Annotated in this window: 14 protein-coding genes and 1 pseudogene; 10 read left to right on the forward strand and 5 right to left on the reverse strand. The window is 54.3% G+C overall.

The window, feature by feature from the left end; all coding sequences use genetic code 11:
• From aspS to VEZ52_RS10915, 6 genes and pseudogenes are all read left to right on the forward strand, one after another.
• Positions 1 to 1,798: aspartate--tRNA ligase (gene aspS / locus VEZ52_RS10890; protein ID WP_324836829.1), on the forward strand; the 1,798-nt coding region annotated here is incomplete at its 5' end.
• Positions 1,799 to 1,813: 15 nt separating this feature from the next.
• On the forward strand, positions 1,814 to 2,332 hold the full coding sequence (gene def / locus VEZ52_RS10895) for a peptide deformylase (RefSeq protein WP_240823272.1): 519 nt from the start codon (positions 1,814 to 1,816) through the stop codon (positions 2,330 to 2,332).
• A complete protein-coding gene (fmt, locus tag VEZ52_RS10900; RefSeq protein WP_324836830.1) occupies positions 2,305 to 3,318 on the forward strand; it encodes a methionyl-tRNA formyltransferase in 1,014 nt (337 codons plus the stop codon). The genes def and fmt overlap by 28 nt, the downstream gene beginning before the upstream one ends.
• 167 nt (positions 3,319 to 3,485) lie before the next feature.
• Complete coding sequence (locus tag VEZ52_RS10905; protein ID WP_324836831.1) at positions 3,486 to 4,304, forward strand: DUF116 domain-containing protein; 819 nt, start codon at positions 3,486 to 3,488, stop codon at positions 4,302 to 4,304.
• A gap of 124 nt (positions 4,305 to 4,428) precedes the next feature.
• Positions 4,429 to 4,767: pseudogene (locus tag VEZ52_RS10910) on the forward strand (transcription antitermination factor NusB); the annotation flags it as partial.
• A gap of 27 nt (positions 4,768 to 4,794) precedes the next feature.
• Positions 4,795 to 5,703, forward strand: a complete 909-nt coding sequence (locus tag VEZ52_RS10915; RefSeq protein WP_324836841.1) for a hypothetical protein — start codon at positions 4,795 to 4,797, stop codon at positions 5,701 to 5,703.
• 103 nt (positions 5,704 to 5,806) lie between these two features.
• Here VEZ52_RS10915 and VEZ52_RS10920 read toward each other — a convergent pair whose 3' ends face one another.
• The gene (locus VEZ52_RS10920) at positions 5,807 to 6,751 is read right to left on the reverse strand and encodes a ParB/RepB/Spo0J family partition protein (protein ID WP_324836832.1); all 945 of its coding nucleotides are present in this window, start codon (positions 6,749 to 6,751) and stop codon (positions 5,807 to 5,809) included.
• 389 nt (positions 6,752 to 7,140) lie between these two features.
• Between VEZ52_RS10920 and VEZ52_RS10925 the strand changes: the two genes are divergently transcribed.
• A complete protein-coding gene (locus VEZ52_RS10925; protein WP_324836833.1) occupies positions 7,141 to 7,545 on the forward strand; it encodes a hypothetical protein in 405 nt (134 codons plus the stop codon).
• A gap of 7 nt (positions 7,546 to 7,552) precedes the next feature.
• Here the strand turns inward: VEZ52_RS10925 and VEZ52_RS10930 are convergent, their stop codons facing one another.
• Positions 7,553 to 8,341: a ParA family protein gene (locus tag VEZ52_RS10930; RefSeq protein WP_324836834.1), complete on the reverse strand. Its 789-nt coding sequence runs from the start codon at positions 8,339 to 8,341 to the stop codon at positions 7,553 to 7,555.
• 307 nt (positions 8,342 to 8,648) lie between these two features.
• Here VEZ52_RS10930 and VEZ52_RS10935 point away from each other — a divergent pair, with 307 nt between their 5' ends.
• From VEZ52_RS10935 to VEZ52_RS10945, 3 genes are read left to right on the forward strand one after another with little or no spacing between them, the layout of a single operon-like run.
• Entirely contained in the window at positions 8,649 to 9,038 is a 390-nt protein-coding gene (locus VEZ52_RS10935; RefSeq protein ID WP_324836835.1) for a response regulator, read from the forward strand.
• 27 nt (positions 9,039 to 9,065) lie between these two features.
• Positions 9,066 to 9,872 (forward strand): DsbA family protein, encoded by an 807-nt coding sequence (locus tag VEZ52_RS10940; RefSeq protein ID WP_324836836.1) that lies wholly within the window; start codon positions 9,066 to 9,068, stop codon positions 9,870 to 9,872.
• A 3-nt stretch (positions 9,873 to 9,875) separates the two neighbouring features.
• Positions 9,876 to 10,340 carry a GNAT family N-acetyltransferase gene (locus tag VEZ52_RS10945; RefSeq protein WP_324836837.1) on the forward strand — a complete coding sequence of 155 codons (465 nt, stop codon included), beginning with the start codon at positions 9,876 to 9,878 and terminating at the stop codon, positions 10,338 to 10,340.
• Between the two features lie 89 nt (positions 10,341 to 10,429).
• On the opposite strand, the gene VEZ52_RS10950 is transcribed toward VEZ52_RS10945, so the two are convergent.
• The 3 genes from VEZ52_RS10950 to VEZ52_RS10960 form a co-directional block, all read right to left on the reverse strand.
• The gene (locus VEZ52_RS10950; protein ID WP_324836838.1) at positions 10,430 to 11,014 is read right to left on the reverse strand and encodes a MerR family transcriptional regulator; all 585 of its coding nucleotides are present in this window, start codon (positions 11,012 to 11,014) and stop codon (positions 10,430 to 10,432) included.
• A gap of 248 nt (positions 11,015 to 11,262) precedes the next feature.
• Positions 11,263 to 11,766: a C40 family peptidase gene (locus VEZ52_RS10955; protein WP_324836839.1), complete on the reverse strand. Its 504-nt coding sequence runs from the start codon at positions 11,764 to 11,766 to the stop codon at positions 11,263 to 11,265.
• Between the two features lie 265 nt (positions 11,767 to 12,031).
• Entirely contained in the window at positions 12,032 to 13,615 is a 1,584-nt protein-coding gene (locus tag VEZ52_RS10960) for an ammonia-forming cytochrome c nitrite reductase subunit c552 (protein ID WP_324836840.1), read from the reverse strand.
• Between the last annotated feature and the right edge of the window lie 40 nt (positions 13,616 to 13,655).

Below are 13,655 nucleotides of genomic sequence, written 5' to 3' on the forward strand. Positions count from 1 at the left end.
TGACTGGCAGCGCAGCCATTCCTGCGGTCAGTTGACCATTACCAATGATGGTGAAGATGTTTGCCTGATGGGTTGGGTGCAGTACCGCCGCGACCACGGCGGCCTGATTTTTGTCGACCTGCGCGACCGTGACGGCCTCACTCAGGTTGTTTTCAGCCCGGACATAGCTCCTGCCGCGCACGAGAACGCGCATATCCTGCGTTCGGAATATGTGCTTGCGGTGAAGGGCAAGGTGCGTCCGCGCCCTGAAGGCATGGTCAACGCCAATATGGTCACCGGCCAGATTGAAATTGTGGCCCATGAGTGGAAGCTGCTCAATACTTCCAAGACGCCGCCTTTCGCCATTGAAGACCGCAGCGACGCTGGTGAGAACCTGCGCCTTACCTGGCGTTATCTTGATCTGCGCCGTCCGCGCATGCAGGCCAATCTGCGTTTGCGCCACAAGGTTTCGCAGGCCGCCCGCTGTTTTCTGGATGACAACGGCTTTACGGAAGTGGAAACCCCGGTGCTTACCAAGTCCACCCCTGAAGGCGCGCGCGACTTTCTGGTGCCCAGCCGTTTGAACAACGGTGAATTTTACGCCCTGCCGCAGTCTCCCCAGCTGTTCAAACAGCTGCTGATGGTTGCCGGTATGGAGCGTTACTTCCAGATCGTGCGCTGCTTCCGCGATGAAGACCTGCGTGCTGACCGTCAGCCTGAATTCACCCAGGTAGACCTTGAAATGAGCTTTGCCGATGAAGAACAGGTGATGGGCATTGCTGAAGGCCTTATGGCCCGCGTTTTCAAGGATGTGATGGGCAAGGATCTGGCGCTTCCCTTCCCCCGCATGCCCTGGGACGAAGCCATGGCCCGTTATGGCGTGGACAAGCCCGACACACGTTTTGGCCTTGAGCTTGTGGATATTACGGATATTGTGCGTGGCTCCGGCTTCAAGCTTTTTGCCACTGCGCAGCTGGTCAAGGGTATGAAGGTTTCCGGCGGCGAATCCATGACCCGCAAGGAAATTGATGCCTTTACCGAATTCGTCAAGATTTATGGCGCTCAGGGTCTGGCCTGGATCAAGATCAAGGCCGACGAATGGCAGTCGCCCATCGCCAAGTTTCTTTCGGACGATGAGCGCCAGGGCATTGCTGAAGCGCTTGATCTTCAGGTCGGCGACATTGTCTTTTTCCAGGCTGGCGAGGCCTCAATGGTCAACGCCGCCCTTGGCAACCTGCGTGTGCATCTTGCCAACCATTTGAAGCTGATACCTGAAAACAGCTTTAACTTCCTTTGGGTTACGGACTTTCCGCTGTACGAATACGACGAGGAAGACAAGCGTTATGTGGCCTGTCACCATCCCTTCACCTCACCTGCGCCCGGTCATATGGAACTGATGGTTACTGACCCGGCCAAGGCCCGCGCCCGCGCCTATGATATGGTGCTTAACGGTTGCGAAGTGGGTGGCGGTTCCATCCGTATCCACTCTGGTGAAGTGCAGCGCCGGATGTTTGAAGCCCTTGGCTTTACGCCGGAGCAGGCAGAAGAACAGTTCGGCTTCCTTATTCAGGCGCTTGATCTGGGTGCGCCGCCGCATGGCGGTTTGGCCTTTGGCCTTGACCGTCTGGTCATGCTGCTTTCTGGCTCGTCAAGCATTCGCGATGTCATTGCCTTCCCCAAGACGCAGAAGGCAACCTGCCTCATGACCAACGCGCCTTCCCCGGTGTCTTCGCGTCAGTTGCGGGATCTCGGCCTGCGCTTGCGTGAAGTGCCCGGCGCAGAGCAGAAAAAGGACGGCGCTACAGCCGACAAAGCGTAGGAGGCGGACGTCTGCATGATTCTTGATATTGTCACCTATCCTGACCCCAGGCTCAAAGAGGTTTGCGAACCTGTTGCCGAGGTGACGGACGACATTCGCCAGCTCGCAGCCGACATGCTTGAAACCATGTACGCTGCGCCTGGTGTTGGTCTTGCTGCACCGCAAGTTGGTCGCAACATCCGCATGCTTGTGATGGACCCGGCCATGAAGGACGAGGAAAAGCAGCCCAGGGTGCTGATTAACCCTGTGTTGACCCTCTCTGGCGAGGAAGTTCTGAGCGAACAGGAAGGCTGCCTTTCTGTCCCCATGAACTACAGGGCCGACGTCAAGCGCATGAGCAACGTACATCTGCATGCAATGGATCTGGACGGCAATATCATTGATGAAGATCTGGACGAATTCCCGGCCATTATCATTCAACATGAATATGATCATTTGGATGGCATACTGTTTATCGACAAGATAAGCCGCCTGCGCCGCACCCTGTACGACAGCAAGGTGAAAAAATGGCTCAAACGCAAAAGTGCCGTATAGTCTTTATGGGGACGCCCGAGTTTGCCGCCGCCAGCCTGAAAAGGCTGGCGGCCTGGCCTCGTGGCGAAATTGTGGCGGTCTACACTCAGCCGGACAGACCAGCAGGGCGCGGCCACAAACTGGCGGAATCGCCTGTTAAAAAGCTCGCCTTGGAGCTTGGCCTGCCAGTTATGCAGCCCGACAGCCTGAAAGGTGCTGAGGCTCAGGCGGAGCTGGCGGCTTTCAAGCCTGATTTGCTGGCTGTGGCGGCCTATGGCCTCATTTTGCCGGATGCAGTCCTTGCCATGCCGACTCTGGATACGATCAACGTGCATGCTTCTCTCTTGCCGGCCCTGCGTGGTGCTGCGCCCATTCAGCGGGCAGTGATGGAAGGCTGGCAGCCAGGAGCGCGGGCTGGTATTTCCATCATGCGTATTGTGCGCAAGCTTGATGCCGGGCCTGTTTTTGCAACAGATGGCCTGCCCATTGGCGAGCATACTGCAGGTTCCCTGCACGATGCCCTTGCCGGTATTGGCGCAGAACTGCTCGTGCGCGTTTTTGACGATATTCTTGACGGCAAGGCGCAGGCAGTGGAGCAGGACGATGCTCTCGCAACCCATGCCCCTAAAATTTCCAAGGAAGATGGCTTTATTGACTGGTCGCTTCCTGCCGCTCAGGTTCATGCCCGGGTGCGGGGTGTCACCCCGTGGCCAGGTGCGCGCACTGTGCTGGTAACAGTGGATTGTGATGGCAAACAGCGCGAAGCGCTTTCGCTCATTCTTGCTCCAGGCAAGGTGGGGCAGTCTGCACAAGATCATGCCCCCGGCACAGTGCGTGTTGATGCTGACGGTTTGAGCATTGCCTGCGCTGATTGCTGGTATGCCCTTACCGCAGTCAAGCCTCAGGGTAAAAAAGAGATGTCCGCACGTGATCTGCTCAACGGAGTGTTGCGCGGGTTGCCAAAGGGTGTTTGCGGTCTGGCCAGAGCTCCTGAACCAGGGGAGTAATGTTTTTTTCCGCAATGGGTATTTTTAATGAGGCTCTTTTGAGCCTCGTTTTTTCTTTTTTTGACCTACTCATCGCGTTGCGAGCTTGCGCTTTTCATAAGGGCAGTTTTGTGCGATTTTTAGGCTCAAGGCAGTTTTTTGCTTTTGACTTTTCAAACCGAGGCCACATGTTTCGTAAATCGCCCTTTTCTTTGCCGCCAGAGCAGTACGGTGGTGCGCGAAAACGCGTTTTTATCGGGCTCATGCTCGCCTCGTGCCTTCTGCTGTGCCTTGGTGTCGCATTTTTTCTTATTTTGCCGTGGATTGGTTTTTTTTCAACGCAACACTGGCTGCCATCGCTCAGCATGGGATTTGGTTTTGTTGTTATTGTGGCCCTGTTGTGGCTTTGTATTATCCTTATATTCCATATTTATACAGGTAAATCGTTGCCTGGTGTGGATAGCGTGCGGCATGTCACCATACGTCTGTTCTTTCCGCTTATGGAATTGCTTGCCAAGGCAGTTGGTATTGACAGAGGAAGAGTGCGGCGAAGCTTTATTAAAGTGAACAACGAGCTGGTGCTCGGCAGTGGCTGCACGGCACAGCCGCATGAGCTTTTGCTGCTTTTACCGCATTGCGTTCAGCAGGCCTTGTGCCCGCAGAGGCTTGTACACAATCCTGACAATTGCCAGCGCTGCGGCAAATGCCCGGTTGGTGAGTTGCTTGCCTTGAGGGACAAATATGGTGTGCGGCTTGCCATTGCCACTGGCGGTACCATTGCCCGTCGCATTGTGGTGCAAACCCGCCCGCGCTGTATTATTGCTGTTGCCTGCGAGCGTGATCTTACGTCCGGCATTCAGGACAGTTATCCTTTGCCTGTCTTTGGGGTTCTCAACCAGAGGCCGCATGGGCCGTGCGTTGATACGCTTGTGCCCATGAAGGCACTGGAAGACGCCGTGCGTATTTTTCTTGGCCTTTCACAACCTTTGCATCAGGGCAGGGCATAACATGACCAAAATCCGTTTTGCTCAGTCCGGCTCTGCTGTTGCGTCCTTACCTGGCAAGATTCGCAAACTTTCCCCCACGGCGCGGCATTGTGCGCTGTGGGCATTGTTGTTGGCAGATTCTGGCATGACAGCCCAGCAGGCACTTGCAGCTGCTTTATCCAGTGCGTCCGCTACAGCTTCCAGCCCAGTAGCTTCAGACCTTGCCCCAGTTGAGCGCAATCTCTGCTCTGAGCTTGTCTACGGATTCCTGCGAACGGAACTTCGCATTGCGTTTATTTTGTCCAGAGTGTTGCCGCGCCCGCAATCATTGCCGCGCCCTTTGCTGCATGTGCTGGGCCTGGCTGTATACGGTCTGCTTTTTCAGGACAAGGTACCTGATCATGCAGCTGTTTTCAGCGCTGTAGAGACTGCACAGGCCTTGTATGGTCAAGGACTGGCCCGTGTAGCCAATGGTGCTTTGCGTTCAGTACAGCGCCTTGCAGACGCCCCCATGCATGAAGATTTTTATCTGTCCGAGGGTGGGGCGGCCGGATGCGCTGAGCACATGGGGCTTTTCTATTCTTTGCCGCTGTGGATCATGGGGCACTGGTACAAGCACTATGGGCGTGATGCCGCCTTGCAGCTTGCCCGCAGGTCGTTTGAGCGACCCTGGAGCGCCGTGCGCGTCAACGCGCAACATTCTGTTGCCGTGGCATTGCGTGAGGCTCTGCTTGCCAGTGGTGGCGAAGCGGTGGGGCAGTGGGGAATTGCTTTTGCGCCGGGTGCGCAGCCGTCTGCTGTTTGTGGTAAGACGCTGCATGCCTTGCAGAGTGAAGGCGCGCTTTCGTATCAATCCGCAGGTTCGCAGCTTGTTCTTGAGGAGCTTGGCCTCTTTGTTTGGGACAAACCCGTTTGGGATGTTTGCGCTGGTTTTGGCAGCAAGACTGTCGCCCTGCTTGAACGCGGGGTTGCTGTACCTTTGGCTACAGACCGCAGCAGGCAGCGCCTTGCGGGTTTGCCGGGTCAGTGCGCACGGCTGGGTTTTGCCTGCCCGTCTGTTGCCCTTGCCGATGCAGTCAAACCACCGCTTGAACATTGGGAAGGTCATCTGCTTGTGGATGCCCCCTGTTCCGGGCTTGGCGTTCTTGCCCGCAGGCCTGATATCCGCCGCAGGCCCCCGCAAGAAGCCATTGAGCATGAGAGTTTGCAGCAATCCATTTTACGCAGCCTTGCAGCAAGAATGCGTTCGGGCAGCCAGATAGCCTATATTACCTGCACCCTTCGACCCAATGAGAATGAAAAGCAGATTGAACGCCTTGTGCGTGAATCAGACGGCTTGCAGGTGCTCAGGCAGTGGCAGACGCCGCATGACCACCCCTGGCTTGAGGGCATGTTTGGTGCGCTGTTGCGCAAGGTTTGATCTTTCCAAAAAAAGATAAACGCAACCGGATAATTCCGCATTGCGCTTATCTTCTGATTGGCAGGGCAGGGTATTCTGTTCTGTCCGCGTATTTTCCCGCTGCTTATTCGGCTGGATTTTCTGTGGATTCTTCTTCTGCTTCCGGCAGGGCCACTCCCAGTTTCTGCAAAAGCTGTTCAAGTTCTTCGCGGCTGCCGTATGCAAACGCAATGCGGCCGCTGTTTTCATCGCCGCTTACCTGCGTTTTGCAGCCAATGCTGGAGCAAAGATTCATTTGCAGGGTCTTGAATTGCGGGCTTTTCTTTCTGGGAGCTTTGGCGCGAGGTTGCGGACTTCTGTCCTCCTGTTCCCAGGGCAGGGCGTTGTGCCCACGCCAGAAGGCGGCTGCGTCTTCTGCTTCGCGTACGGTCAGTTTGTGGCTCAGAATGCGCTGCCGCAACGCTTCGGAAGCATTGGGCGCATCAATGCCCAGCAGGCAGCGCGCGTGCCCCGCGCTGAGCAGGCCGGCCTGGATGTCTGCCCGCGCAGTTGCGCTCAGTTGCAGCAAACGCAATGCGTTGGCGATGGCGGGGCGGCTTTTGCCAAGTCGGCTTGCCAGTTCTTCCTGCGTTAGCTCAAGGGCATCCCGCAAGGCCTGGAGGGCTTCGGCTTCTTCAATGGGGTTGAGGTCTTCGCGCTGCAAGTTTTCAATAAGAGCAGCGGCCATAACCTCTTTGTCGCTCAACTGGCGTACATAAACGGGTACTTCTTTGAGCCCAGCCAGTTGCGCTGCACGCCAACGGCGCTCACCTGCAACAATCTGATAGGTATTTTCTCCGCCCAGCGGGCGCACCAGCAGCGGCTGGATAATCCCTTGCGATTTGATGGAATCGGCCAGTTCCCGCAATGCGGCATCGTCAAAGTGCCTGCGCGGCTGATTGGGGTTGGGGTGCAAGGCAGTAATCGGCATCAGGTTCACTGCGCTTTCCTGCCCTTGCGGTTCCTGCTTTGGCGCGGTTCCACCAAACAGTGCGTCAAGCCCTCTGCCCAATCCCTTGCTGCTGCTCATTTCTCTTCCTCCAGCATAAGCTGTGGTTGCGGCAATACTACCAGTGTCCGGGCGCAGTGGTGCAGGCCCGTTGCCATTGCGGATTGACGTTTAAGCAAACCGCTTGCGTGATTGCCTTCATTCAAAATTTGTATATGCCGAACTTTTGCTGCACGATGCAGGGTCGATTTTTTGGTCGCAAGCTCGTTGCGTAAAACACCTGAACTTCGTTGCAGTCTCCTTGACATTTGCCCTTGGGGCGCGGCACCTTATGCGCTATTGTTTCCTGGCAGAAACCTGCACGGCTGGTTTAGTTGCGCAATGGGCGGTTTTGCCCTTGTGCGAGGCGTATCTTTTTGTTCCAAAGCCCGTCTTTGGCTTGGCCCCGCTTTTTACTTCAAGGATTTATTATGCTGGATAACCCGCAGCTTCAGTACATCACCGATATCAAGGGCAATATTTCTTCTGTGATCATTCCCTGGCCCCTTTGGGAAAAAATCGAGCCCAAGGTTCGCAATATTTTGGCAGCTGACGCAAAGCCGCAAGAGCTTGAACAGGCAGCCGGCCCGCTGGAAAGTTTTGAAGAGCTTATGAAATTTTGGGATTTCAAATATCCCTACAGTCCTTCAGTTACCTGCCCCCACTGTGCCGCCACCACCGAGGATTGGCGCAATGACCCCCAACGTCCGTTTATTCTGACCAATGCGAATATTGGTGGCTTGCTCGTTTTTCATTGCCGCGCATGCGGAACCACCATCCGGCAGAAGCATTTTCACAAGCATGTTGCGGTAGAGCATAGCACCCCTAAAGAATAAGCCTGCGCTATTGCAGAACCGTATTTTTTTTGCTTGGTCTGCGTAGTACGATTTCTTTGGCCAATCCAAGATAGGCATCCGCTCCTTTGGATTTTATATCGTAATGGATGATGGACTTACCGTGGCTGGGCGCTTCAGAAAGGCGCACATTGCGGGGAATGACTGTTTCAAACAGATGCTCGGGAAAGCAGCGGCGCACTTCATTTTTAACTTCTCTCGTCAGGCGATTACGCGTGTCATACATGGTCAGCACAACGCCCAGGAGAGAGAGATCAGGATTGAGCCGTTTTTTTACCTGCTCGTAGGTTTGCAATAGCTTGACGATGCCTTCAAGCGCAAAAAATTCGCATTGCAGCGGAATGAGCAGTTCGCGTGACGCACAGAGGGCGTTGAGAGTCAAAAGACCCAGAGAAGGAGGACAGTCGAGGATAATATACTCATAGTCGTTGCGCACGCTTTTGAGGCATTCGTCCAAAAAAAATTCGCGCGCCATTTTGTCCACAAGTTCCAGTTCAACTGCCACCAGGTTGGTGCTCGCGGGCAAAATATCCAGAAATGGAGAGCGGCTTTTGGCTATATTTTCTTTCAGCTTTTCTGGTTCATAAAAGGTGTTGTACAGGTCGCCGTGCAGGTCTTCCTGGTGCAGGCCTATTCCGCTGGTGCTGTTAGCCTGCGGATCGCAATCAACGAGCAGAACTTTTTTTTCCATAACTGCAAGAGCAGCGGAAAGGTTGATGGCAGTGGTGGTTTTGCCCACCCCGCCTTTTTGATTTGCGATGGAAATGATGCGCGCCATTGAGGCCTCCCAGTCATTTTGACTGATTTTAGAGGAACTGCTGCTTCAACCGTCAGGCGAGCCTGTCAGGAGCAGATACGTCAACGAGCATGAAATTTCTGGCTTTGCCGCTTCTTTTCATGGTTCACTTGAAGGAAAAAACTTCGTGTTTCACATGAAACATGGAGGCGGCGCTGAAAGCTGCAATGGGTTGGTTGTAAAAGAGAGTATTGAGAGCGTCAAGGCTTAAAGCAGATTGAGCAACAAAACTTGCTCCGTAAGGCTAAAGCGCGTAAAAAAATGGCACAATCTCTTGGCTGGAGAAAGTATGGAACTAGCAAAAGTGCTGTTGGTTGATGACGAATCAGATGTAACGCGGATACTCTCCAAGCGTCTTGGGCGCCGAGGGTATGAGTGCCAATCCGCTGCCAACGGGCAAGAGGCCGTGGATGCCATGGAGCAGTTCCCCTTTGGCATTATAATAATGGATGTAAAAATGCCGGTCATGGATGGCATGTCCGCCTTGCAGATTATCCATTCCCGGTGGCCAAAAACTCAGGTGATCTTGCTTTCTGGTCATGCTGACATGCAGCTTGCAGTTCAGGCCATGAGCGAGGGTGCGTTTGGCTACCTGATGAAGCCTGTTGACATTGATGAACTGCTCTTTAAAATTGAGGATGCCGCAACCCAGATTCGCCTTGAGGCGGAGCAGGGCTAAGCGAGCGCGCAGAAAATGAGGAAAGTTATGTTCAATAAGAAAATGGTGGCGTCCTTTATCTTGGCTTCAACCATGGCTGCCGGGATTGTGCCCGGCATGAGCGCCGTTGCAAATGCAGTGGAAGTTACGGAAGAAAACCTGCCCAAGCTTCTTGAAAAACTGTTCCGTGAGCGGCCAGAACTGGTCATGGATGTGTTGCGCAGGCAAAGCGAGTCTGTGCTTGATATAGCTCAGCAGGGGTCAAACTTGCGCCGCCAGCACAGCCTTGAGGCCCAGTGGGCGCAAGACATGAAGGTGACCAAAACGGTTAAAACCGACGGGCGTCCGGTTATGGGCGCGCCTAAGGCCAAGGTGCGCATTGTGGCCTTTTCTGATTTTACCTGCCACTTCTGCCAGCAAGCATCCAAAACGGTGGATGCCATTTTGCAGGAATACGGCAAGGACGTGAGCCTTGTTTTCAAAAATATGCCTCTGGACGACAAAGGCCCGGCCAACATTGCTTCGGCATATTTTGTAGCTATATCGCAGCAGAGCGAAGAAAAGGCCTGGCAGTTCTACAAAGCACTCTTTGCCGACAGAGATAAACTCATTGCCGAGGGTGAAGCCTTCCTGAAAAAGACTGCTGAAGGCCTCAATGTGGACATGAAGCGCCTTGCCAAGGATGTGCACAGCAAAAAGGTTACGGACATCATCGCTGAAGATCAGATGGATGCCCAGAAGCTCGGCATTGAGGGAACTCCGTACTTCCTCGTGAACAACCTGGTGGTTCGCGGAGCCCTGCCGCTTGACCTCTTTAAGAGTGCCGTTGATATGGCGCTGAAAAACAGCAAATAGCACATGATAATCCTGCCAGCCTGTGAATCCGATTTGCCACAGATTTTGGCCCTGCAAAAGGCTGCGTTTGAAAGCGAAGCGAGGTTGGTAGAAAATTGGGATATCCCGCCGCTCACGCAAACGCTTGAGAATCTGGTGGAGGAATGGCGCACTGGCGTCATACTCAAGGCCTTGGATGGGCAAACGCTGGCAGGAACGGTCAGGGCGCACCTTGCAGAAAACACCGCCCACATTGGCCGCCTTGCCGTGCTGCCGCAATGGCAGGGCAGGGGATACGGTTCTGCACTGATGACGGCAATTTTGTCCGCAACAAAGGCCGCCCGGTATGAACTCTTCACCAGCGCAAAGAGCGAACGCAATTTGCGGTTATACGAAAAGTTCGGCTTTGTTCCGTATAAAAAAGCACTAACCGCAAATGGGGTTGAACTGGTCTGGCTGGAGAAAATCAGCAAGCTCGGTAGTGAGTGATACGCCTCAAAGTGGTATTCTGGCGGAGTATTCCGCAAGCACGAAAGGCCGCGCAATTGCGCGGCCTTTCTCATGTTCATTGGCAAAAATTATTCTGATTGTCCTGATCCACCGCGATTGCGGATAACCTTGGTCATCCATGAGCGCAACTGGTCAAGGTCGGCTTGTTGCGTTTTTTCGGACGAATCAAGCAGAACGCGCAAGTTTGCAACTTCCTGGCGCAACTGCCCAACCTCTGGCGCAGTGTTGCCGCTTGGGGCTGGGAGCCGCTGCACAACAAGTTGCAGCAGATGGGCAATCCCCTCAATGGCGCTTGTCTGGCGCTCCAAGATCTGGAGCGCAGCAGATGGGAAATAGTCATTGCTTGAGGGAACTTCAGCAATAGCTGTGGAAGAATCAGCATCCGCAACAGCAACGGCATTTCGCGGAAAGCGCGCGTTCAGTGCATCTTCAACAGCTGCAGCCGTGCGGGATTTTTGCATCTGCTCAAGCACAGCCGCAATGACATCCAGTGTTTCGCGCCGATAGCGGCGCCTGCGGCCATCGCCAACACTGGGAATAAAATGGGCAAACCGTTTGCAGTAATAGCGGGTGGTGGATTCTGGCAAGGAAAAATGGCGCGAAATATCCGCAATACTCAACAGGCTTTCAGCAACTACAGCCTTGCGAGCCATGTCTCCTCCCGCGCCGGGCAAAGGACGCCTGAAACACGCTGCGAGGCGCGTCACCCGGTAATTTGAATCGGATAAAAGGAGTGGTCAGAAACGGAAATCAGCAACAAAGTGATTCCGAAGTAATTCTTTTTGAAATACTCCAAACAAAATTTAATAGCAAGTCAGCAAACAGAAAAGGCGGTACAGACTATGCCGTTACCGCCAATAAAATAAACAATTGCGTGGTTACACGGTGGCGCTGCTGCTGATCAGTACACCACCCGCCTTACCGCGATTAGTTTGTTGCGCCAGTACGGTACATCAAGGCTCTCAACCCTCACATTTTCCCCGCGCCTGGGGCTATGGATAAAGGAATTGCCGCCTGCATAGATACCCGTGTGCAGGCCTCTGGGGCCGGAGCCTGTGCGGAACACCAAAATGTCGCCCTGTCGAGCCGCAGTGAGCGGAATCTGTTGCCCTGTGTGCGCCTGATCGGATGTTATGCGCGGTACTTTTACGCCGTTTTGCTTGTATGCCCACCAGATCAAACCGGAGCAGTCAAAGCCCTTTTGAGGTGACGCTCCGCCAGGCCTGTATTTTGTACCCATCTGCGTGTAGGCCGTTTTAACCACTTTGCGCGCAGATTCCGGGGCAGGGCCGGCATCAGGCGCTGACCTGAAAGCTCCGCAACCTGTCAGAAGTACGGCGCATGCCAAGAGCAGCGCAAAATTGCGCCATCGTCGCCAAGTGTGTGAGTGTATTGCTGCTTCCATGCTGCAACCTACTGTATTTGCAAATAAATTTGCAATAGTCAAAAATATAACACGCTATGTGCTGCATAGGATTAAGCAATTTGTGTGCCTTTTTTAGCGGACTCTTCTGATTTTTTGATTTTCAAGAATAAACTTGAACATACCGTAATGATTTTAAAGAGCCGCACGCACTGACAGAGCGCAATAAAAAAGCAAGGCTCCGGGATGGAGCCTTGCTTAAGGGGAGTCGAGGCCCGCTTATGCGGGCCTCGACATTCAATGCGGGTTACTGGGCAGGTTTTGCCTCAGAGGTAACCTTTGTCTGATTGTCCCAAACCTGATCAGCCTTGGGCAAGGTCGGCAGCAGCTTGGTCCAGGGGTTCTTCTTGAGGAATTCGGGGTCCTGCTGGAGCTTGCGGCTCATTTCCAGAATAGGCGGCACGGTTTCCTTGATATCCTTGGAAAGCGCTTCGGCAATGCCAAAATCCGTGGCCTTGGTGGCAAGGTCCACAGCCTTCTGGCTGCATTCCATAGAGGTCATGAGCGTATCAAGCGTCTTGGCAGGGTTGTGGAAGCCAACGCTGTTTTCCGCAGAAACGTAATCCCAGAACAACTGGCCCTTGCGCACCATTTCGCGCGCTTCGGTCATCAGGGCGTCGTAATCGGCGGCGCGCTTGCCTTCGTAGGCATTGGCAAGACGAACGGCTTCATGTGCCTTGACCGAAATTTCCTGCGCTTTCAGCAGTTGGTCAAAGGCCTTTTTCTGGGTGTATTCCACGCGGCCGCGCAGGTAGTCGGCGGTCTTGTCAGCGTGGCACTGGCGGCAGGCGCGCAGTTCCGGATCCTTGAGGGGCGAGGTCATCCAGTGGCTGGAAACCTTTTTGCCGCCTTCACGCATGTAGGGCATGTGGCAGTCGGCGCAGGCAACGCCCGCTGCACCGTGGGGGCCGTCCTGGAACATTTCATAGTCAGGATGCTGCATCTTGATCATGCCGACCTTGGAGGCCGCGTGCGTCCAGTCCACAAAAGGCCCAGGCTTGCCATCGGCGCCCTTGGGACCGTGCCCCTTGTAGTACTGATACATGTCTTCCGGGTTAAAGCCATTATCCCAGGGGAACACAGGCTTGGCGGCGGGGCCGTTGTCCTTGTGGGTGAAGTAGTATTCCACGTGGCACTGAGCGCACACGAGGCTGCGCTTCTGGTTGCGCGAAAGCTTGGCCCAGTCTTGGCCGCTGCGCTTCAACCAGTCTTTGAGCGGCTCGGAGTAGGGGCGCAGTTCCATGGTCACAGGATCGTGGCAGTTGGCGCAACCAATGGTTTCGTCCATCTCGTTGATCTTGTCTTTGCTGCGGAATTCGTTGACGTCTTTTGACCAGAAAGCATCGCCGTACTGCTTGACCCATTCCATCATCTTGGGGGTTTTGCAGTTCCAGCAGGTGGCGGGCAGGCCGCCCTTGCCGTCGGCGGCAAAGCGGTTGATGCGGTCAATGTTGAGAAAATCTTCAATGGCGTAGGTGTGCCCACGCGCTTCATTGTATTCGTACATGAAGGGATAGCCCAGCCACAGATTCTTGAGATAAGGCTGGGCATGCTTGAAGCCCTTGGGCAGGGGATTGACGTTGTCGTTCTTGTGGTAGGGGATGGAACCCTTGTATTCGGTCATGACCGAGGATTCGTTGTTTTTCATGTACGAGGCGTACTGCTGCGGGAATTCTTTCTGAAAAGCAGAAATACGGGTTTCGCTTTCAGGAATGGAAGTTTTGTACTTGGGGGGCTTAAGGTCAGTGGAAACATCCTGACAGCCCGCAAGCAAAGCTATGCCAAGCAGGGCCGCCACTCCCAGGGCCTTGTGTATGTTGCTCTTAGTCATTGGCTACCGTCCTTGTGCTTATAGGCATCATGCGCATGTG

This window comes from Desulfovibrio sp., assembly GCF_035644575.1.
Taxonomy (GTDB): Bacteria; Desulfobacterota; Desulfovibrionia; order Desulfovibrionales; family Desulfovibrionaceae; genus Desulfovibrio.